At 32.5% G+C, this 21022-nt stretch carries 20 protein-coding genes; 5 read left to right on the top strand and 15 right to left on the bottom strand.

Features of this window, described 5'->3' with window-relative positions; all coding sequences use genetic code 11:
- The first annotated feature begins 227 nt into the window (after positions 1-227).
- Positions 228-1730 (top strand): peptide MFS transporter, encoded by a 1503-nt coding sequence (locus LQ679_RS04745; RefSeq protein WP_037588709.1) that lies wholly within the window; start codon positions 228-230, stop codon positions 1728-1730.
- Positions 1731-1769: 39 nt separating this feature from the next.
- On the opposite strand, the gene LQ679_RS04740 is transcribed toward LQ679_RS04745, so the two are convergent.
- The 6 genes from LQ679_RS04740 to LQ679_RS04715 form a co-directional block, all read right to left on the bottom strand.
- On the bottom strand, positions 1770-2351 hold the full coding sequence (locus LQ679_RS04740) for a 5' nucleotidase, NT5C type (protein ID WP_025905408.1): 582 nt from the start codon (positions 2349-2351) through the stop codon (positions 1770-1772).
- A gap of 64 nt (positions 2352-2415) precedes the next feature.
- Positions 2416-3483: a histidinol-phosphate transaminase gene (hisC, locus tag LQ679_RS04735; RefSeq protein ID WP_126476671.1), complete on the bottom strand. Its 1068-nt coding sequence runs from the start codon at positions 3481-3483 to the stop codon at positions 2416-2418.
- 102 nt (positions 3484-3585) lie between these two features.
- Positions 3586-5100, bottom strand: a complete 1515-nt coding sequence (locus tag LQ679_RS04730) for an ABC transporter permease/substrate-binding protein (RefSeq protein WP_037588706.1) — start codon at positions 5098-5100, stop codon at positions 3586-3588.
- Complete coding sequence (locus LQ679_RS04725) at positions 5097-6059, bottom strand: ABC transporter ATP-binding protein (RefSeq protein WP_191836349.1); 963 nt, start codon at positions 6057-6059, stop codon at positions 5097-5099. Before LQ679_RS04725 ends, LQ679_RS04730 begins: the two co-directional genes overlap by 4 nt.
- An 88-nt stretch (positions 6060-6147) precedes the next feature.
- On the bottom strand, positions 6148-7926 hold the full coding sequence (gene recQ / locus LQ679_RS04720; protein WP_025905404.1) for a DNA helicase RecQ: 1779 nt from the start codon (positions 7924-7926) through the stop codon (positions 6148-6150).
- Positions 7927-7948: 22 nt separating this feature from the next.
- Positions 7949-9820, bottom strand: coding sequence for an ABC-F family ATP-binding cassette domain-containing protein (locus LQ679_RS04715; protein WP_107576943.1), 1872 nt, complete (start codon positions 9818-9820; stop codon positions 7949-7951).
- Between the two features lie 85 nt (positions 9821-9905).
- On the opposite strand from LQ679_RS04715, the gene LQ679_RS04710 reads away from it, so the two are divergent.
- On the top strand, positions 9906-10721 hold the full coding sequence (locus LQ679_RS04710) for a ZIP family metal transporter (protein ID WP_037588700.1): 816 nt from the start codon (positions 9906-9908) through the stop codon (positions 10719-10721).
- A gap of 434 nt (positions 10722-11155) precedes the next feature.
- Here LQ679_RS04710 and LQ679_RS14785 read toward each other — a convergent pair whose 3' ends face one another.
- The 7 genes from LQ679_RS14785 to LQ679_RS04680 form a co-directional block, all read right to left on the bottom strand.
- Positions 11156-11284: a hypothetical protein gene (locus tag LQ679_RS14785; protein WP_275589892.1), complete on the bottom strand. Its 129-nt coding sequence runs from the start codon at positions 11282-11284 to the stop codon at positions 11156-11158.
- A gap of 101 nt (positions 11285-11385) precedes the next feature.
- A complete protein-coding gene (gene ltaS / locus LQ679_RS04705; protein WP_025904763.1) occupies positions 11386-13326 on the bottom strand; it encodes a polyglycerol-phosphate lipoteichoic acid synthase LtaS in 1941 nt (646 codons plus the stop codon).
- A 200-nt stretch (positions 13327-13526) separates the two neighbouring features.
- Positions 13527-14531 carry a 5-oxoprolinase subunit C family protein gene (locus tag LQ679_RS04700; RefSeq protein ID WP_239762206.1) on the bottom strand — a complete coding sequence of 335 codons (1005 nt, stop codon included), beginning with the start codon at positions 14529-14531 and terminating at the stop codon, positions 13527-13529.
- Complete coding sequence (locus tag LQ679_RS04695) at positions 14522-15223, bottom strand: carboxyltransferase domain-containing protein (RefSeq protein WP_239762205.1); 702 nt, start codon at positions 15221-15223, stop codon at positions 14522-14524. Before LQ679_RS04695 ends, LQ679_RS04700 begins: the two co-directional genes overlap by 10 nt.
- A gap of 40 nt (positions 15224-15263) precedes the next feature.
- A complete protein-coding gene (locus tag LQ679_RS04690) occupies positions 15264-15476 on the bottom strand; it encodes a hypothetical protein (RefSeq protein ID WP_025904760.1) in 213 nt (70 codons plus the stop codon).
- A gap of 61 nt (positions 15477-15537) precedes the next feature.
- Complete coding sequence (locus LQ679_RS04685; RefSeq protein ID WP_239762204.1) at positions 15538-17286, bottom strand: bifunctional chorismate-binding protein/class IV aminotransferase; 1749 nt, start codon at positions 17284-17286, stop codon at positions 15538-15540.
- On the bottom strand, positions 17264-17866 hold the full coding sequence (locus LQ679_RS04680; RefSeq protein ID WP_204173358.1) for an anthranilate synthase component II: 603 nt from the start codon (positions 17864-17866) through the stop codon (positions 17264-17266). The genes LQ679_RS04685 and LQ679_RS04680 overlap by 23 nt, the downstream gene beginning before the upstream one ends.
- A gap of 203 nt (positions 17867-18069) precedes the next feature.
- On the opposite strand from LQ679_RS04680, the gene queC reads away from it, so the two are divergent.
- From queC to queE, 3 genes are read left to right on the top strand one after another with little or no spacing between them, the layout of a single operon-like run.
- Complete coding sequence (gene queC, locus LQ679_RS04675; RefSeq protein WP_239762203.1) at positions 18070-18738, top strand: 7-cyano-7-deazaguanine synthase QueC; 669 nt, start codon at positions 18070-18072, stop codon at positions 18736-18738.
- Positions 18738-19169, top strand: coding sequence for a 6-carboxytetrahydropterin synthase QueD (gene queD, locus LQ679_RS04670; protein ID WP_048539957.1), 432 nt, complete (start codon positions 18738-18740; stop codon positions 19167-19169). The genes queC and queD overlap by 1 nt, the downstream gene beginning before the upstream one ends.
- A complete protein-coding gene (gene queE, locus LQ679_RS04665; protein ID WP_119493789.1) occupies positions 19162-19872 on the top strand; it encodes a 7-carboxy-7-deazaguanine synthase QueE in 711 nt (236 codons plus the stop codon). Before queD ends, queE begins: the two co-directional genes overlap by 8 nt.
- Positions 19873-19968: 96 nt before the next feature.
- Here queE and LQ679_RS04660 read toward each other — a convergent pair whose 3' ends face one another.
- Together LQ679_RS04660 and LQ679_RS04655 are read right to left on the bottom strand one after the other, a co-directional pair.
- Positions 19969-20637 carry a DUF1129 family protein gene (locus LQ679_RS04660; protein WP_185805776.1) on the bottom strand — a complete coding sequence of 223 codons (669 nt, stop codon included), beginning with the start codon at positions 20635-20637 and terminating at the stop codon, positions 19969-19971.
- The gene (locus LQ679_RS04655; protein ID WP_025904753.1) at positions 20630-20968 is read right to left on the bottom strand and encodes a PadR family transcriptional regulator; all 339 of its coding nucleotides are present in this window, start codon (positions 20966-20968) and stop codon (positions 20630-20632) included. Before LQ679_RS04655 ends, LQ679_RS04660 begins: the two co-directional genes overlap by 8 nt.
- Positions 20969-21022 lie beyond the last annotated feature (54 nt).

Below are 21022 nucleotides of genomic sequence, written 5' to 3'. Positions count from 1 at the left end.
CTAACGACATCACCAAGATTCCATACATAAATCCTCCCCCTCCCTGTATCTGTTACACAATCAACTAATATGTGTAAAAATACTTATTAATGATATATTAATTATTTTAGAATATTCACAATATTAGAACTTATTAAAATTTTATTGAATTTACTAACATATAGGGTTAAAATGTTCTTTAAACTTACCTGACAATCGGGGGAAGTTTAGAAAGGAAGCGATTTTTTATGGGCAAAATGACGCGAGAGGAAATGGTTGAAACTGTCCCTCAATATGGATTTTTTGGACATCCTCGCGGCTTAGGTATATTGTTCTTTGTAGAATTTTGGGAACGTTTTAGTTATTATGGAATGCGTGCAATTTTACTGTATTATTTATACTTTACTGTCAGCCAAGGCGGACTAGGTTTAGATAAAGTTACAGCTCAACAAATTATGGCCATGTATGGTTCATTAATATTTATGACAGGTATATTAGGTGGTTGGGTAGCGGATAGATTACTCGGCTCTCGTAGATCATTAATGTACGGTGCAGTACTTATTATGCTAGGTCACTTAGTATTATCTTTACCATTTGGTTTAGGTGCATTTCTTATTTCTATGATATTAATCATTGTAGGTTCGGGACTTATGAAACCAAACATTTCAAATGTTGTGGGTGGTTTATATCATAAGAATGATAATAGATTAGATGCAGGGTTTGTTATCTTTTATATGTCAGTTAATATGGGTGCTTTATTATCACCACTTATTATCGACAAAGTACGTGTAAGCGTTGGTTTCCACCAAGGATTCTCAATCGCAGCTTTCGGTATGCTTTTAGCTTTAGTAGCATACATTCTATTCCAAAAAAGAAGTCTTGGGGAAGTTGAAAATCATCCTTCTAACCCACTCAATCATAAAGAAAAAGTTAAATACGCTAAAATGTTTACATATAGTGCAATCGGTATTGTTATTCTTTTAGCTATTTTATATTTAACAGGTCATCTTACATTTAATTCAATCAGTTTAATTGTTTTAATTATCGGTATCGTTATACCATTTGTTTACTGGACAATTATGTATAGAAGCCCTGATATAGATCAAACAGAAAAATCAAGATTACTTGCGTATGTACCATTGTTCTTAGCTTCTGTTTTATTCTGGAGCATTCAAGAACAAGGATCAAACGTACTTGGTGTATTCGCGCAAGAACATACCCAATTAGATTTAAATGCATATGGTATTAATTTCGTGATACCAGCAGGTTGGTTCCAATCTATCAACCCAATCTTCATTGTTTTATTTGCACCAGTTATTTCATTCTTGTGGCAAAAATTAGGTAAATACAATCCTTCTACACCACTTAAATTTGTAATTGGTTTAGCGTTTGCTGGTATTTCATTTATTGCTATGATGATTGCAATGATGATGCAACAAGCAGAACTGATGAATCCAATTTGGTTAGTACTCAGCTTCTTCCTATGTGTTATTGGGGAATTATGTTTATCACCTACTGGATCAAGTGTTTCAGTTAAACTTGCACCAAAAGCCTTTTCAGCACAAATGCTTAGTCTTTGGTTCTTAACAAATGCAACAGCACAAGGTATTAACGGACAATTAGTTAAATTGATTGAACCGTTAGGACAACAGAACTACTTTGGCTTAATCGGCGCAATCGCTATTGTGGTTTCACTTATTGTATTATCAATGACGCCAAAAATTAAAAAACTTATGCAAGGCATACATTAAAGTAAAAGACATCAGCTTCCCAAGCTGATGTCTTTTACTTTATTTATATGATTCTGATAAAGATTCTTGTTGTTTATTATATTCCCCGTTTTCACCTAAGAAATATGCTTCTACTTCTTTCCAGTTTTGAACTTTTGGCCATTTATCAATATCAATATTATGATCTGCTGCATACATAATTGAATGATTATTGAAGCTTTCAAGTTGTTTAGGATTATCATCAATTAAATAATCTGTATTGACGATACCTTTATCTCCACAAAATACAAAGTGTTGAGGGTCTAAGAATGGCATATGTTCTCTTAGCCAAGCGTATTTATCAGCAAATGATGTTGGTACGTCCATCGCTGCTGTAACAATATAAACGTCATAGTATTCATTTAACTTCTGTACAACTTCTACAGCGTCTGGAAATACTTCTAAGTCTCTAAAAAATCCATCTTCTCTTAAAATACTTGTCAAAATACCTTGATGTTCAGGCATCATATTACGGATTTTAGTACCTTTAAGTTCTTCCATAGTAACATTAGAAGAAGTTTCTTCATTGTAACGTCTTAAAAGTTTTTTTATTGTGTCAGCTAGCACTTCATCCATATCGATACCAATTGTTTGCTTCGTCATTATACCTTCTCCTTTATATATCAATGTCTACTAGTATACCAAAGAACGTACTGCCTTTCCTTTATTACGAACTGTGTGTTTTAAAGAATTCTTCTAATACTTGTATCATCTTATCGTTATGTTCACTAAAGCCCATCGTAATACGTACACCATTTGGGAATGGTCTCGTAATAAAGCCTTCTTTTATTAAATAATCATATAATACTTGAGGTTCGTTTGTATTAACGTATATAAAGTTCGTTTGGCTATCATAAATATGTTCTTTAAAAGATGCATTTAAGAATTTTTCAATTTCATGACGATTCTTTGTTGTAATGTCTTTTAAGTAAGCTTGATCTTTAATTGCGGCATCTGCTGCAACAGCTGAAAGTGACGTTACATTGAATGGTAATCTGACAATATCTAATTGGTCTAATAATGATTCATTAGCGATTGCATAACCAATACGTTGTGCTGCTAATCCATACGCTTTAGAAAGAGTACGTAAGACAACGACTTGATTATATTTTGAAAGTAATTCTAAACTATTTGGCATGTCTTCAGCAACAGCAAATTCTATATATGCTTCATCTATTAAAACGATAATATCATCTGGTACTTTTTGAATAAATGCTTCTATAGCATCATGAGGCAAATATGTACCTGTTGGGTTATTCGGATTACAAATCCAAATCAGTTTCGTTTTATCTGTAATTTGTTCATACATTGCATCTAAATCAAAATATCCATCTTTAATTGGTGTTGTTTTAACTTGGGCACTTTCAATAATAGCATGATGTCTATACTGTCCAAATGTCATGTCACTCGTTAAGATTTCATCATCTTTTTCAAGAACTGCTCTTGAAATAATCATAATCACTTCATCTAAACCTGAGCCAAAGAATATTTGTTCTTTCTTCACATTGAGAAATGTACTTAATGTTTCTTTCACTTCAAATTGTTTCACTTCTGGATAGTAGAATAATTCGTCTAAATTAGCTTTGATTGCTTCTTTAACATTTGGTGAAGGACCATACAAATTCTCATTTGAAGCAAGTTTGACCATGTCTCCATCTATGCCGTACTTTTCTTTTAATTGTCTCGGAGATAACCCCGGTTGGTATGCTTGTAATTCACTTAATTGTTGCTTCATTTTTAGACCTCCAAGTTGAAATATAAAAACGGTAAATCGAAATTTACCGTTTGTTAATTTATTAGTATTATAGACCTAATCATTTTCATAAATCAATGGTATTTAATCAATCAAGTCATTCTTCTGTAAATATTCTTTCGCGACTTGATAAGCATCTTCATCCTTGATTGTAACTCTATAATTCATTTCTTGCATTTCTTCATCAGATATTTTGCCTTTTAATTTATTCATAGCTTTCACCACATCTGGATGCTCTTTAATTGTTTCTTTTTTCATAAGTGGTGCACCTTGGTATGGTGGGAATAATTTTTTGTCATCTTCTAAGACAACCATGCCATATTCTTTAAGCTCTGCATCTGTTGAATATGCATCGATTAAATCAATATCATTACTTTCAAGCGCTTGATATCTTAATTTAGGTTCCATTGTTTTAACATCTTTAAAGTTTAAATCATATTTCTTTTGAATACCTTTGTAACCATCTTCACGGTCATTAAACTCTAAAGTGAAACCAGGTCGTATTTCATCTTCAACCTTACTTAAATCTGAAATAGTTTTAATATTATGCTTTTCAGCATATTCTTTTTTAACTGCTAAAGCATACGTATTATTATATTTCATCGGTTCAAGTAATTGCATATCAAACTTTTTATCAAGGCTATTATTAGCTTGATTATATACTTCTTTCTCAGTTGTTGATTTAGGTGTTTCTTTCGTTAACTCACCTAGAACTGTACCTGTGAATTCTAAATATCCATCTATTTCGTCAGACTTTAATGCATTAAATAGGAAGGAAGTCTTACCCATACCTGCTTTAACTTCAACAGTGTTGTCAGTTTCTTCTTCAATTAAAATCTTATACATATTAGTGATAACTTCTGGTTCAGATCCTAACTTACCTGCTAAAGTAATTTTATCACCTTTTTGAGCAAATAAAGGTATCGTCACAGATAATAAGAATATGACTAATATTGTTCCAAGTATAATTAAAGATTTTTTGTATGAAATTCTTTCTAAAATTCTTAAAAATACATCAAAGAAAATTGCTAAAATAGCTGCAGGAATTGCGCCTAGTAATATAAGAGATGTATTATTTCGATCAATACCTAATAATATTAAATCCCCTAGACCACCAGCACCTATTAAAGCCGCTAATGTTGCTGTACCAATAATTAATACCATAGCTGTTCGAATACCAGCCATCATAACTGGCATTGCAAGTGGTAACTCAACTTTAGACAATCTTCTACCAGTCTTCATACCTATACCACGTGCCGCTTCAATCAATGAAGGGTCTACTTCTTTAATACCGGTATATGTATTCCTTAATATCGGTAATAACGCGTATATAACAAGTGCAATAATTGCCGGTATACGCCCTATACCAAATAACGGAATCATTAAACCTAGTAAAGCAAGAGATGGTATTGTTTGTAATACAGCTGCAATGTTAATAATAACTTCGGCTAGCTTTTTAGTCTTTGTCAGCAATATACCTAACGGAACTGCGATTACGACTGCGATTAAAAGTGCAATAAATGATAATTGAATATGTTCAATTAACGTTTCTAAAAGTTGCCCTTTACGGCTTGAAAGTGTTTCGATTAAGGCATTCATGAAGAAACACCTCTATTCTTTTCTGCTAAATAACTAAACACATATTGTCTTGTCACAATATGGCTTGGTGCTGCATTTTCTGAATCCATCACAATCGCTTCGTGTTCTGCTAATAATCCATATATATCGTCAATCGTTTGATCTGGTGATACTTTAGGATATTGATCAATAGATTGCGTATTTACTTCTGAAATTGGTTGCGCAATATCACCTAACTTCACTTGTTTCAATACATGCGCATCCACATTACCAATAAATGATTTTACGAAATCATTCTTAGGGCGATGAATAAAGTCTTCTGTCGTTCCAATTTGCTCCACATGTCCTTGGTTCAATAAGCAAATACGGTCTCCCATTTTCATGGCTTCTTCAATATCATGCGTTACAAAGACGATTGTTTTTTTAATTTGCGATTGAAGTTCAAGTAAATCATCTTGTAGATTCTTTCTACTAATTGGATCTAGTGCACTAAATGGTTCATCCATTAAGACAACTGGCGGATCGGAAGCAAGTGCTCGAATAACGCCAATACGTTGTTGTTGTCCTCCAGATAGCTCACTTGGATATCTATCCCGATATGTTTCAGGATCTAAACCAACCATAGTAAGTAATTCATCTACTCTATTTGCAATATCTTTCTTTTTCCATTTCTTCATCTCTGGTACTTGCGCAATATTTTCTTTAATCGTCATATGCGGGAAAAGTGCGATTTGTTGAAGAACATACCCAATATCCCATCGCATCTCCGCAACATCATAATCACTTATTGGTTTATCGTTAAAATATATAAATCCTTCTGATAAAGGTATTAACCTGTTGATCATTTTAAGTGTTGTAGTCTTTCCGCACCCAGAAGGTCCTATAAGTACAAAAAATTCACCTTCATTAATATTAAAACTTACATTATCTACTGCTTTCTTATCCCCGTATATCTTTGAAACAGCTTCAAACTTAATCATTAATAGACACCACATTCCTCTTTTTTATCAGTGCTAGAATTTCTTCTATATTATTTACCCTAATTTCACAATAAAATGCCTATTCTTCTTAAATGGGTTGTTTATAATTTTTAATGGTTTCAATAAATATCGGACAATAGTGTTTCAATTTATAACTTCCAATACCGTCTATTAAAATCATTTCTTTTTTAGATTCAGGTAATCGTTTAGCAAATTGCTCTAAAATTTGGTCAGAAAATATAGAAAGTGGTGAAACTTCTAATTCTTTACTTAAATCTTTTCTAACTTCTATTAATCGATCAAATAAAGATCTATCAACATCTGTAATCGTTTGGATATCAACTATTTCTTTCGGCTTAGATTTAAATGGCGTTGTCATAATTTCAACTTTTCCACGCAATACATCCATTGCATCTTGGTCAACACTTAATATTTCTTTATGTTCATTTAAATAGCCTTTATAACGCAATTCATCTAGTAAATGATGACATTCATTCGTCGTATAATCTTTTAAAATGCCATAAGTACTGAGTTCATCATATCCTAAAGATGTTATTTGAGGTGTTTGTTCCCCTCTTAATACTTGAATAATCATATTACGTTTTTCTTTTTGTTTTAACCTTGCGATACAACTTAATATTTTTTGTGCTTCAGTTGTCATGTTATAGGATTTTTCTGATTGTAAACAACTAGAACATCTGCCACACTCTTCTAATTTTTCATCAGGATTAAAGTAATGAATCATCATCGCTTCTAAACATTTAGTCGTCTTCGTATATTGAATCATTTGTCGAAGCTTTTCGCCTTGCTTTTCTTTGTATTCATCGTCTGCCGAACTTGAAGAAATGAAGAATTTTTGAAGGTCTATATCACGGTCTGAGAATAATAAGATACATTCACTGTCTAACTGATCACGACCAGCACGACCAGCCTCTTGATAATATGATTCGATATCTTGAGGCATATTATAATGAATCACGAATCTAACGTTTGATTTATCAATCCCCATACCAAAAGCATTTGTTGCAATTGCTAATTTGATATCATCTTCAATGAATTTACGTTGTGCACGTTCTCTTTCATCTTTTGGTAATCCTGCATGATACATCACATTTTTAATTTCTAAATCATCAAATGTTTCACTTAATTGTTCAACTTGTTTTCTAGTAGAACAATAAATAATTCCTGATTGATGAATATTTTTCTTCACATAATCTTTAACAAAATTAAGTCTCTGATATGTATTGTTCACTTTAAACGTTAAGTTCTCACGTTTAATAGACGTTTCAACAATATCACTTTCAGCAATTCCTAATTTTTGAGAAATATCTTCTTGTACTTCTTTAGTAGCTGTTGCTGTTAATGCCACCAATCTAAAATGATGAGGCAAGCTCATAACATGTGTGATCACTTCTTGATAACTTGGTCTAAAATCATGTCCCCACTTCGAAATACAATGTGCTTCATCAAATGCGATGAGCTGTACATTACATTTGTTCAACATTTGTATAAACTGTGGTTGATTAAATCTTTCAGGTGCAATATATAGAAATTTCAACTGTCCTGAGACAAGTTCATTCTCTACTCTTTTTTTCTCTTTGGCTGTTAAAGTACTGTTTAAAAATTCAGCTTTGATACCCATCGATCTCAAGCTATCAACTTGGTCTTTCATTAATGAAATCAATGGACTAATCACAATCGTTAATCCATCTAAATATAGACCTGGTACTTGATAACAAATCGATTTACCGCCACCTGTTGGCATAACACCTAAAGTGGGACGATGATCAATAACTTTATCAATAATTTCTTTCTGTCCATCTCTAAATTGTTGATATCCGAAATACTCTTTTAAAATATTTTGCATCTATATATACACCTCTATACGCTTATAATCTGTCTGATAAGGATGACCAACGCATATAATCTTCTTCATATTGCGTTTCAATTGATGTCTTTTCATTTGCGAGTTCATTTAATTTTTCATAATTTGTAGCATGTTCAACCATTTCTTGGTCAATTTCTTCTAATCTTGTTTCTATATATTCGATATTTTTCTCGAGTTGTTCTAGTTCACGCTTTTCTTTGAACGATAATCTAGCAGAAGTCTTAGGTTTCGTTTCTGTTTTTTGAACTTCTTTATGTTGTTGTGTTGCTTTTTTCTCAAGCTCTCTTTTATATTCTAAATAGTCTTCAAATGTACCTAGCATAGGTTCGATTTGTTGATCATGGATATACCAATATTTATTGGCCACTTTATTTAAGAAGTATCTATCGTGACTTACCGTTATAACTGTTCCACCGAACTCATTAATATAAGCTTCTAATATTGTTAAAGTTTCAGTATCTAAATCGTTTGTTGGCTCATCAAGAATTAATACATTTGGTTCGTGAACTAATAGTTTTAATAAATATAAACGTTTTTGTTCTCCACCTGATAATTTATTAATTTGAGTGCCATGCGTTTGACTTGGGAATAGAAATCTTTCTAACAACTGCGTAACAGATACAACTGTGCCATCTTTTTCTTTAGCAACCTCACTTTCTTCTCTTAGATAATCAATCATTCTCTTATCTGAAGTTAAACTTTCATCTTGCTGTTTAAAATAAGCAATTTTTACAGTTTGACCAGTAATGAGATTACCTTCAAAAGTTTGATCTAACCCACTAATAATATTGAGTAATGTTGTTTTACCTGCACCGTTTTCTCCAACAATACCAATTCTATCGCCTTTTTGAATAATCGTTGTAAAGTGTTCAAATAACTTTCTATCTCCAACAGATTTAGAAATATCGTCTAACTCAAATACTTGTTTACCAAGGCGTGAATGGGCTAAATTTAAACTTGCTTCACCTTGTGTTTTTCTATTTGATAAATCTTCTTCTAACGTATTAAACCTTTGAATTCTCGCTTGTTGTTTCGTTGATCTAGCTTTAGCACCTTGTCTCATCCAATGCAATTCTTGTTTATACAGCGCTTTCTTTTTAACATGTTGTTGTGCTTCAATTTCTTCTTTTTCAGCTCTTGCTTCAATATACGCTTCATAATTACCTGGATAACTTGTGAGTTTACCATTTGAAAGTTCAACAATTCTTGTAGAAACTTGATTTAAGAAATGACGATCATGTGTAACAAACATGATTGTATGGGGATATTGTTTAATATAGTTAACAAGCCATTCAATTCCTTCAATGTCTAAATGGTTTGTCGGTTCATCTAATAATAATAAATCTGGTTTACGTATTAATTCTTTTGCTAGTGCAACTCTTTTTTTCTGTCCACCACTTAATGTAGCTATTTTTTTAAGATAGTCATTTATACCTAGTTTTGATAGAATAGTTTTAACGTCTGCACTGTAATCCCATGCATTTAATCTATCCATATCAGATTGATATTTCATCATAAGATCTAAATCTTTAGATTCACCAGTCTGTTGATATTGATTTAAAGCATTTTCATATTTAGAAATCACTTTCGTCATTTCAGTTTCGTTATTTAATACTTCATCGATTACAGTTAAAGATTCATCAAGTTCAGGCTTTTGGCTTGCATATGCAATTTGATATTGGTTAGGATAAGATGTCTTCGCATCATAATCATCATCAATATTTGCAATAACTTTAAGCAAAGTACTTTTCCCTGTTCCATTGATTCCAACTAAACCAATGCGTTCTTTGTAAGAAATGGATAAATCTAAATCATCAAAAATAATTTTGTCACCATATTGCTTATTAAGTTTTTCAATTTTATATGCTTCCATGAATTAACATCCTTTAGTATTCTCAGTTTTCAATTAATATATTATACACTTTTTTTCACACAAAAGATATGAAGGAGCAAAAACTATGCAACAGATTTTTACAGAACTACCACCATACTTGCAAGCATTATTCGCAGGTATCATCACATGGCTGTTAACAGCATTCGGTGCATCGTTCGTTTACTTGTTCAAAAATATAGACACAAAAGTTATCAATACAATGCAAGGATTTGCTGCAGGTGTCATGATTGCAGCTAGTTTTTGGTCTTTATTACAACCTTCTATAGAACAAAGTTCACATTCAGCAATGCCTTGGTTACCAGCAGCAATCGGCTTTCTTTTAGGCGGATTGTTTATTAGACTATTAGACTTTGTCATACCTCACGCACACCAAAATGCAGTTGATAAAAGTCAGCGAGTAGAAGGACCAGATACTAAATTAGGAAAAAACACTTTGCTGTTTTTAGCAATCACATTGCATAACATTCCAGAAGGTATGGCTATCGGTGTTGCTTTCGGAGGTGTTGCAACTGGAAATGAAGGCGCAACATTATTAGGCGCACTTGGATTAGCAATCGGTATCGGTATACAAAACATTCCAGAAGGCGCAGCACTCTCGATGCCAATCCGTGCATCAGGTTTATCAAGATGGAAGTCATTTAACTATGGTCAAGCTTCCGCTTTAGTAGAACCTGTATTCGCAATGTTAGGTGCATTACTAGTTGTCATTGCAACACCAGTATTACCATATGCATTAGCATTCGCAGCCGGCGCAATGATATTTGTCGTTGTAGAAGAACTCATCCCCGAATCACAGTCAGGTAATAACACTGACTTAGCAACATTAGGATTAATGGGTGGATTCACAATAATGATGATACTAGACGTCGCTTTAGGTTAGATAGAATAGAAATCCCAATCGTGAGGACGATTGGGATTTTTTCATTGTTTAATGTGTTGGTGTGCGAGTGTTGTGGGATATGTGGGGGTTGTGGATATGTGGGGGTTGTGGATATTGGATAAATTGGAGCTGTTGATGATTTTGGAGATGTCGATGTTGGGAATCTCTTGGCTTAAGTTGGAGTTAAGCTACGACTTGGGCTATCTCTTGGCTTTATTAGAAAGTTAAGCTACGACTTGGACCATCTCTTGGCTTAAGTTAGGCGTTAAGCCATGACTTGCGCTATCTCTTGGCTTTATTAGGAAGTTAAGCTACGACTTAGGCTATCTCTTGGCTTTATTAGGAAGTTAAGCTACGACTTGGGCTATCTCTTGGCTTTATTCAGGCGTTAAGCTATGACTTGGAGTTTTTTAAATAATCAAAAGTGTTCATTTCTATATAATCATTTTATATTTTTGAAAAGATGTGGGTTTACTACCTCTTAAACTCACATCTCCTACTAAATCATACTTCTCCACCCTATATCCTGTATCGCCCACATCATCTTCTATCTCATAATCCATATTAAAAAGTACTTTTCCCAGTCACCACCCCACAACCCCCATTTCCAACACAAAAAAGTACCACAAAATCTCATGATTTTGTGGTACTCATATACTCATAATTATTTTTCTTGATAGCCGTTACCGGATTTGTATTCATAGTTTGATGGCTTAACTTTCTTGAAGTCAGGGTTATCATAGAATCTGAATAAGTCTCCGTGTAATAACTGATCTGATAATTCGAGTTCTTTTTCGACGTTATTTTTATTTTCTTCTAAATCTTTAGGTTTCGTCTTCATAGGTTTATTAGTCTTATTATCGTACACAGTGCTACCGATTGATTTATATTCTGGCGTTATAAAATCACCATTTCTAAATGCAACTGTTTGATCGTGTCCTTTAGCTAATAAGTCTGTACCAAACATAATGTAGTTGTTTGATTTAATACCTAATACATCTAATAGTGTAGGCATTACATCAGTTTGGCCACCGTATGTTTCATCGACGCCACCTTTAAGACCTGGCACTTTCATAAAGAATGGTGTTCTGTTTAAGTCCATGAATTTAGCTGGTGTGATTTCATCTTCACCAAGTAAATTAGCCATTGCTTTATTATGGTTTTCAGAAATACCATAGTGGTCTCCGTAAATGATGATTACTGAATCATCATATAAACCTTCTTTTTTAAGTTCTGTCATGAATTTTTCTAATGATTCATCTAAATAACGAGCTGTTTGAATGTATCCATCTAGAGTTGCACTACCTGTATCTGGTTTCTCTATCGTTGCGTCTTCTTTACTCAATGTGAATGGGTAATGGTTAGTCAACGTAATTAAATGAGAATAGAATGGTTCTTTTTGTTCTTTTAGATGTGCAATGGATTCATCAAAGAATACTTCATCTTTTAAGCCTAAGTTTTCAAGATTTTTTTGTTGCATATCATAATAAGTTGCATCATAGAACTTATCTACACCAAAATGCTTGTACACTTGATCTCTGTTCCAGAATGTTTTGTAATCACCATGCATAACTGATGTTTCATAGCCGCCTTGTTGATTTAAAATTGCTGGTAGTGATTGATAAGTGTTGTCACCTTTTAATGAGAATGCTGAACCTTGTGGTAAACCGAAAATACTATTATCCATCGTTAATTCTGAATCGGCTGTTTTACCTTGTCCCGTTTGATGGAAGAAGTTTGGATAGTATTTGTAACCTTTATCACCTTTAGCTAAAGAGTTTAAATAAGGCGTTACTTCTTCACCATTAACTTTGAAGTCAATTAAGAAAGATTGGAAACTTTCTAAGTGAATTTTAATAACGTTCTTGTCTTTAGCGATACCAAATGTTTCTTTGTTAGGTTCTTGATACTTCTGTTTTGTATAATTTTTAACTTGTGTTAAATCATCTTCACTTGCTAATGCTTTTTGTGAATTATTTTGAATCGTTTTAACCCCGTCGTAAACTGTAAAGTTATATGGTCCTAAATATTTAACTAAATATTTATGGTCAAATGTACGTGTTAATAATTCTGGTCTATCTGATTCAGCAAATGCTAAGTTTAAGAAAAACAGTGCTACAGCTACACCCATAACAACTGGGACAAATTTCTTAGGAAATGCTTTAACTGATAAATTATTTCTCTTAAAGATCAACACAAATAAGAAAATAATCGTATCTGTGAAATATATAAAATCGTACCAAGAGAATGAACTATATACTGCACCAGACATTGATTCTACGTTACTTACTTGATTCAAAGTACTAAATGTTAAGAAATCTGAAAAGAATCTAAAGTACACGACGTTCGCATATAGTAAGAACGATAGTACAAATCCAGCGATAAAAATAAACCAGAACGACTTTCTTCCCTTAAAGAATAAGAATACGCTCAATATTAGCGCAATCAAGCTGTATGGGTTCATTAATAAAATTAAATTCTGTACGAGTCCCTTAACCCCGAGTGACAAATCTACATAATAGGCAAAATAAGTCTTTAGTGAAATTGCTAAAATCGTTAGCAAGAAGAATGTAAAGACGCCTATCTTCCTATTTTTAGTTTTCATACTGTTCCTCCGTATCTCAACTCATATCAATTTTCATTATTATTTCATTACATATTATTGAAGATTGTAATATTCTTGTAATATTTAATGTACAGTATTATAATTTATACTATTTTACAATAAATTTCAACTAAAAACCTAAAATAGAAATAAGAAATGTGTAAAAAGTGCACACAATAGACACAATTCACACATGTAATTTATTTGTTTAATTCTTCATTTAATTTATATCTAATGCCGGTTTTTATTTGTTTAACGAATTGAGCATGTTTTCTCATATTGCGTTCCGCTTCTTGTATTGTTAATTTCTTAAAGATGAGTTTTGAACCTTGCTTTTTTTGTGCTAATTTATCGATATGATAAGAAGCAATTGTTCCAATTTGAGGATAGCTCGATAATGATTGATGATCATTCAACATTACGACCGGTTGATTCCCTTCATTTAATAGAACAGTACCTTTTTTAACACTTAAAAATGATTGATCGACGATTCTACGATTAATAACGGAGTTCCCTTCTAATGTTAATCCTGTTCGGTTAAAGCGATTAGATACTTTATAAACTTGACTCTCTAGATGTTTGATTTCCGCTTCATTAAAGTGTGTCATACCTTCTCCCGATATAACATGGAATATATCTGTTAAATAATTTAACGCTAATGTATATTGGTCAACGCCCCATGAAGCTGTTTTGCTATCTTCTAGATTTTCAAATAGCTTTTTTTGTAAAGGTGTGTAGTTACGGCACATTTCAATTTCATCGCCTGCTTGTAAAGTACGACCGTGGTAGCCACCCATTTCTAAACGGATACTTGTAGATTTTGAACCTAACCATTCTTCAGCAACAATACCACCTGCAATTGCTAAATAACCTCTCGTACCTTTTGAAGCTTCAGCAAACTTTAATACTTCACCTTTATCCAGCAAATGAATTTTATATGGTGCTATTTTCTTACCATCTACAAATGCTGGGAAGTTAGCTCCTGTAAATGCGATTAAAGTTGGTTCTGTAAATTGGATAGACGGCAACTTAATCGTCATTTCGATTAAAGCTTCGCCTTCTTCATTACCTACAAGCATATTAGCGAGTCTATGGTTTAATTGATCGATTGAACCATTTTTAACAATGCCAATATGTTGTTGTTTTTGCCTTCCTAAATCTTGAATCGAAGAGTATAGTCCAGCTTCTCGAATAATTAATGACATGGCTTATACCCTCCATCCTTGCTTTGTAGTTGATCTACAATATTTAAGATGACATCATCACCAAAATTAAGCTTACAAATATTATTTTGTCTATCGTATATTTCAACATTCGTCCAACCAATGACTGGCCACTCACCACTTGTATCAGTTGTCGTAATAAATAATTTATCTCTTTCAATACACAATGATCCTTTAGGGATAAATTGTTTGAACTGTGCATTACCTGAATGCAATCGATGACTTAAACCAGATAAATAAGGACATCCTGGAGTATGACCTATCATTGAAACAAAATACGTTCTAGATTCTAACACTTGTCTTTGTTCTTCTTCAGACAAGTCCGTTAACGTATCAAAATCCGGACCATATTCGCCACCTACAATGACATCTATCATAATCGATTCCTTTGTAACTTCTCTATCATTAATGTCTTGCTTTTTCTGATAAATAATACGTTCTACAAATTCAGTCATATATTTAAATGGCTCATTGATATCATGGTTCATCATCATGCTATAAGGATGATACACAACCATTAAACTATTTTCACTAGGTATAACCTCATCTATAAAAGGCATATCTTGACCCAATATTTCTAATCTAAATTCATTAATTTCATGCGTTAACTGTCTCGAAGGTTCACGATCGCTCATTACAGTTAATGCAGAATCGCCCTTAGGATATATGCGCATTTAAGACACCTCATTCTATTCTGCTATATATAAAGCATCATTATTTACGATAAAATACATCTGTTAAATCAATAAATACATGTGTTAATTGATTTACAAATAAGCCTACAAAAACAATTGCAACGGCAAATCCAATATATAAATACGCAAAACTTTGCTTATTTTTTTCTTTTCTCAATTCACTTAAAACGATGCGCTTTAAGTAGAATGCAATAACAATCACTATTACTAAATATAATAATGTTAAGAACATCTATTTTCACCCGTCCTTATATGATGTTTACTATTTTACTATTTGTATCTTTATATTACCATCATAATTTTAAATCTATTTTTGTCCATTCTCGCAAACTATTAATCATGTATATTTCACAATTTGAATTTTCGATATCTTTGATTAACTTTTCCACAGTAATATTTTTTTCTTCGATAAGGTTATCTTCTAATAACGCTTGCCTCATACAACCATTTAAAAATTGTCCATGATATGGAGGTGTGATATATGCATCACCTATTTTAATAACGACATTACCAATATCAAATTCTGTTATTTCATTCTCTCCATTATAATACAATATGACATCTGTATCATGATTATGTTGAAAATGATGACGTTCAGTTGTTTTGTGTATCGTATAAATAGAAGAAACTGGTGTACTCGGTAACAACTGAGCTGTTAAAGATTGAGTTGAATCGACTATTGGTGAAGTTTCAGCATTAAATGTACCATCCGAATTTAATTCAACTCTTAATTTATATGTGCCATCCACATAAGTATTAACCATGTCGTTAAGCATAGTTTCCCATTCGTCTTTATTAAATCGAATATTTAACGCTTTAGCACTCGTAGAAATTCTGTGCGTATGTTCGTGACGTCTTTGGACTTTTCCATTTTCTAATCTCATCGTTTCAATAAGATTTACATGTCTGCTTTCTAATATTTTAGATTTCATTTTGAATTCCTCAATTTCAGCTTCAGCATTTGAATCTATTGTGATACCAGCTCCAACGCCATAAACTGCTCTTTCTGAATTTGAATGTATCGTTCTGATTGGAACATTAAAAATCATTCTGTTATCAGGTAACAACAAACCTATCGTTCCACAATATATGCCTCTTGGTCTATTCTCTAGTCGTTTGATAATGGCCATCGTTGATTCTTTTGGAGCACCTGTTATCGAACCACATGGGAACAATGCTTGAAGTATATGAAATAATGATTGTTGTGATTTCAATTGACTTCGAATCGTGCTAGTCATTTGATATACCGTTTGATAAGGTTCGATTTTAAATAAATCAATGGCATTAACCGTACCAACTTCAGAAATTTTACTCAAATCATTTCTAAGTAAATCTACAATCATGACATTTTCTGCTCTATCTTTTTGAGAATGCTTTAGTCGTTCATAATTTGCTTGATCTTCTGCTTTATGATTCCCTCTCGAAATTGTACCTTTCATAGGTTTCGTTAATACTATATTTGGCATCTGTTGATAAGGACCATATTGAAAGAAAAGTTCTGGTGAAATGGATATAATCGTTTCATCTTCAAGTTCAATATATGCTTGATAATCTCCATTAGCATCCTCTGTAAGTGATTGGTAATATTCATATCCATGACGAATCGGTTCTGATTCAAGTTGTGTCGTATAATTAACTTGATACGTATTTCCTAGTCTAATTTCATCTTGAATAGCATGTATATTGTTTGCTAAACGTTCATCTGAATCTGTTCTTCGCCATTCAATATGTTCATTTATATATGTATGTTGCGTTTTATCATTAAAGTGTGAGACAGGTTGTTCGAATACTTGAATATTTCCATAATGATGTAACGCTTTATAAACATTTAACGCTGAATCAAAAGCTGCTGCACTTTCATATGGTAAAGTCATGACAACATAGTATCCTTCTTTTTGATAGCGCTCCGCTTCATGCACAAGCTCTGATACTTCTTCAATCGTTCTTGCATATTTAATGACAATTGGATTCTCAAATTTATAATCTAATTTCTCTTCTTTTTGACTGTCTGAAATATACTTAAATTGTATATGTGTCTTCAATCTCTACACCTGCCTTTACTAAGAAATTCGCAATTTGTTCTAATCCATATTCACTTAATATTGCTTCCGGATGATACTGAACCGCTTCAATAGGTAAATGTTGATGTCGTATAGCCATTGGAATACCTTCTTCTAACCATGCTGAAACCGTAAACCCTTCAGGTATATGGTGTTTATCTGCTATTAAAGAATGATATCTTGCCACTTCAAATGATTCAGGCAATCCTTCAAAAATACCTTTCCCATCATGTTTAATCGTTGCTGTATGCCCATGAACAGGACGTGGACCTTTTACGACTTTGCCACCAAAAGTAGATATCAATAATTGAAAGCCAAGACATACACCTAATATGGGTATATCTGTATAAATAGATTGAAGAAACGCCTTTAACTGTACATAATCATCTGGATGACCAGGGCCAGGTGAAATGATCATAGCATCTGGATTGATTGCACGTACAACATCACAATTTGCCTCTTCAGATTTCAATATTTTTATTTGTTCATTTTTTGTCAGTATATTAATATACTCGATAATGTTATATGTAAAAGAATCGTGGTTATCTATCATTATAATCATATGTTTATTCGCTCTTCTTTCGTTAATTTCATGTCAATCATACCATATACTAAACTTGCTTTTACAATTTGATTATATTATCATTTGTATATTCAATAAACTAAGAGGTTACTAGCTTACACCCTCTATAAAAAACTAGACACCTACGTCTACCTTTTTATAGAAGGCAGGCTTTTTTTATGCCTTTATAAAGGAGAAACACTATGTCAGAAACATTAAAGAATGAAAAAGCAGTTGTTGTGTTCAGTGGCGGACAAGATAGTACAACATGCTTATTCTACGCGAAAGAACATTTTAAAGAAGTAGAATTAGTGACGTTTCAATATGGCCAACGCCATGATTTAGAAATTAAAGTTGCTGAAGATATCGCTAAAGAACAAGGATTAAAGCATCATATTCTAGATATGTCATTACTTTCACAACTATCCCCTAATGCATTAACAGACCATTCAATGCAAATAGAAAATGATGAAAACGGCATACCTAATACATTTGTGCCAGCACGTAATTTACTATTCTTATCATTTGCAGGTGCATTAGCATACCAAATTGGTGCTAAACATATTATTACAGGTGTTTGCGAAACAGACTTTAGCGGGTATCCAGATTGTAGAGATAGCTTTATTAAATCTATGAACTTATCCCTTAACTTATCGATGGACAAAGATTTCGTCATTCATACACCGCTCATGTGGATGAATAAAAAAGAAACTTGGGCACTAAGTGATCAATTAGGTGCATTAGACTATGTTAGAGAAAAAACATTAACATGTTATAACGGTGTGATGAGTGATGGTTGCGGTGAATGTCCTGCTTGTAAATTAAGAAAACAAGGATTAGACCAATACCTAGAAACGAAAGGAAGTTTATAATGTTACAACAAATCTATCCGAGCGTTCAACACCCTTATGCTTTCGAACTAAATAAAGACTTTAATTTTTCAAGTGCACATTATATTCCACACGAAGAAGCCGGTAAATGTATGAATGTACATGGACACACATATTTTGTTAATTTAACAATTGCTGGAGACGAATTAGATAAAATGGGATTTTTAGTGAACTTTAGCGAATTAAAATCATTAATTCATAAACGTTATGATCATCAACTTTTAAATGACTTTGAAGAATTTAAAGATCATAGTCCTTCAACTGAACAAGTTGCTCAAACTATTTATAATATCGTTCAAGCATCTCTAGATAAACGTGATAATCAACCTAAATGTGTACAAGTATTTGTGAGAGAAACACCTACAAGTTACGTCGTTTATCGTCCAACTAAGAAAGGTGACAACAATGCCTAAAATACCAGTGTTAGAAATCTTCGGTCCAACGATTCAAGGTGAAGGTGCAGTCATTGGTCAAAAAACGATGTTTGTTAGAACAAGTGGTTGTGATTATAGATGTAGTTGGTGCGATTCAAGTTTTACATGGGATGGCTCTGCTAAAGATGATATTCGATTACTTGAACCAGAAGATATTATTTCAGAATTAGATCAACTCGCTCCAAATAAATATCAACACGTTACGATATCAGGTGGTAACCCTGCTCTGATAAAAAATATCGGACCTTTTGTAGAAGCACTTAAAGCAAGAAATATAAAGACCGCACTTGAAACTCAAGGCTCTAAATTCCAAGAATGGATGACACTAATCGATGACTTAACGATTAGTCCTAAGCCACCAAGTTCTGGTATGAAACCTAATTTAACAATACTAGATGAAGTTATCGCACAATGTGTAGAAGAAAGTCTTTCACTCAAAGTTGTGATTTTCGACGAAGCAGACTATCAATTTGCTAAAGATATACACAAACGATATCCTTCTATCCCATTCTATTTACAAGTAGGTAATCCATATCTAGACGATAGCGTTTCAAACCATACTGAAAAATTACTCGAAAAATATGAACAACTGATCGATAAAGTAATGAATGATACTTTAAATGATATTTTTGTTCTACCTCAGCTACATACACTGTTATGGAGCAATAAAAAAGGTGTTTAATATTTCCTAGGAAATAGCATACACAATATAAAATAAGCACATCACTTACTTGAAAATGCTCATTAAGTGATGTGCTTATTTATTTTAGTCTATTATTTATACAGCTTTTGGCTGTCTTTTCATAACTTTATATATAACATAAATCGCAATCCCTAATATAAGGAAGATCCACCAAGGAATATAAACTTTCATCATATCTTTAAATACAAGATTAGGTACTAATATTAGAATTGCTGGTATAACACCAACTAATAGTCCAGCATATGCTGATTCTTTTATTTTCTTATATTTAGATTTATCAAAGATATATCTTTGGATAATATTGAATAATGCTTTAACAATAAAGAATCCACCTATTGGTACAATAAGTAATAGGAAAAGTGTAGATATAAGTGGTGTCTTATAATCAACAAATATACCTACGATACCTGTAATAACAAAATATATACTATAGAAGTAAGCTACACCCATTCCTACCATTTTTAAAATTGCTTTATTAGATTCATTCGGTAGTTCGTTTAATATATCATCGGCATGACCTTTAACATCATGACCGAAAAATTCAATTGCAGTTGTGCCATTTGAAACAGCTTCTAATAAATGATCAAGAACATCCATTAATATGACTTCTGATTCATGTTCATTTACGCGCAAGTCTGTTCTAACATATAACAAGAAATCTTCATAAACTTCTAAATCCGTTTCATTTAGCTGCTTTCTCTTCTCGTTGTTTTCTTTGATGAGTTGTTTAGTAGTTCTAGACATCTTCATTGCTCCCTTTTAACAATTTAGTAATAGGATCCTTAATTTCAAGCCATTCTTTTCGTACGATTTCTAATTCTTCGCGACCTTTATCTGTAATATAATAATATTTTCTTTTAGGTCCTTGTTCACTATGCTTAAACTCACTATAAATAAAATCCTTCTTCAATAATCTAAGTAAAATAGGATATATCGTTCCTTCACTTACATCGGTAAATTGATGTTCATTTAATTTGCGAGATAATTCATAACCATATACTGGTTGAGATTGTATGATAGATAAAATACAAGCATCTAATAACCCTTTTCTCATCTGTGTCTTAATTGTCGACATCTTAATAACCTCTTCCAATTTTTACAGCTATTTTGTATTACAAGATAGCTTACT

Source organism: Mammaliicoccus sp. I-M35, assembly GCF_022386455.1.
GTDB lineage: Bacteria > Bacillota > Bacilli > Staphylococcales > Staphylococcaceae > Mammaliicoccus > Mammaliicoccus sciuri_A.
The sequence above is the reverse complement of the archived record's forward strand: the minus strand, read 5'-3'. Positions and strand labels throughout refer to the sequence as shown.

Excerpts from the sequence above, each read along its gene's own strand:
- LQ679_RS04745 (WP_037588709.1), top strand. The coding sequence starts at position 228 with ATGGGCAAAATGACGCGAGAGGAAATGGTTGAAACTGTCCCTCAATAT.
- LQ679_RS04740 (WP_025905408.1), bottom strand. The coding sequence starts at position 2,351 with ATGACGAAGCAAACAATTGGTATCGATATGGATGAAGTGCTAGCTGAC.
- hisC (WP_126476671.1), bottom strand. The coding sequence starts at position 3,483 with ATGAAGCAACAATTAAGTGAATTACAAGCATACCAACCGGGGTTATCT.
- LQ679_RS04730 (WP_037588706.1), bottom strand. The coding sequence starts at position 5,100 with ATGAATGCCTTAATCGAAACACTTTCAAGCCGTAAAGGGCAACTTTTA.
- LQ679_RS04725 (WP_191836349.1), bottom strand. The coding sequence starts at position 6,059 with ATGATTAAGTTTGAAGCTGTTTCAAAGATATACGGGGATAAGAAAGCA.
- recQ (WP_025905404.1), bottom strand. The coding sequence starts at position 7,926 with ATGCAAAATATTTTAAAAGAGTATTTCGGATATCAACAATTTAGAGAT.
- LQ679_RS04715 (WP_107576943.1), bottom strand. The coding sequence starts at position 9,820 with ATGGAAGCATATAAAATTGAAAAACTTAATAAGCAATATGGTGACAAA.
- LQ679_RS04710 (WP_037588700.1), top strand. The coding sequence starts at position 9,906 with ATGCAACAGATTTTTACAGAACTACCACCATACTTGCAAGCATTATTC.
- LQ679_RS14785 (WP_275589892.1), bottom strand. The coding sequence starts at position 11,284 with ATGGATTATGAGATAGAAGATGATGTGGGCGATACAGGATATAGGGTG.
- ltaS (WP_025904763.1), bottom strand. The coding sequence starts at position 13,326 with ATGAAAACTAAAAATAGGAAGATAGGCGTCTTTACATTCTTCTTGCTA.
- LQ679_RS04700 (WP_239762206.1), bottom strand. The coding sequence starts at position 14,531 with ATGTCATTAATTATTCGAGAAGCTGGACTATACTCTTCGATTCAAGAT.
- LQ679_RS04695 (WP_239762205.1), bottom strand. The coding sequence starts at position 15,223 with ATGCGCATATATCCTAAGGGCGATTCTGCATTAACTGTAATGAGCGAT.
- LQ679_RS04690 (WP_025904760.1), bottom strand. The coding sequence starts at position 15,476 with ATGTTCTTAACATTATTATATTTAGTAATAGTGATTGTTATTGCATTC.
- LQ679_RS04680 (WP_204173358.1), bottom strand. The coding sequence starts at position 17,866 with ATGATTATAATGATAGATAACCACGATTCTTTTACATATAACATTATC.
- queC (WP_239762203.1), top strand. The coding sequence starts at position 18,070 with ATGTCAGAAACATTAAAGAATGAAAAAGCAGTTGTTGTGTTCAGTGGC.
- queD (WP_048539957.1), top strand. The coding sequence starts at position 18,738 with ATGTTACAACAAATCTATCCGAGCGTTCAACACCCTTATGCTTTCGAA.
- queE (WP_119493789.1), top strand. The coding sequence starts at position 19,162 with ATGCCTAAAATACCAGTGTTAGAAATCTTCGGTCCAACGATTCAAGGT.
- LQ679_RS04660 (WP_185805776.1), bottom strand. The coding sequence starts at position 20,637 with ATGTCTAGAACTACTAAACAACTCATCAAAGAAAACAACGAGAAGAGA.
- LQ679_RS04655 (WP_025904753.1), bottom strand. The coding sequence starts at position 20,968 with ATGTCGACAATTAAGACACAGATGAGAAAAGGGTTATTAGATGCTTGT.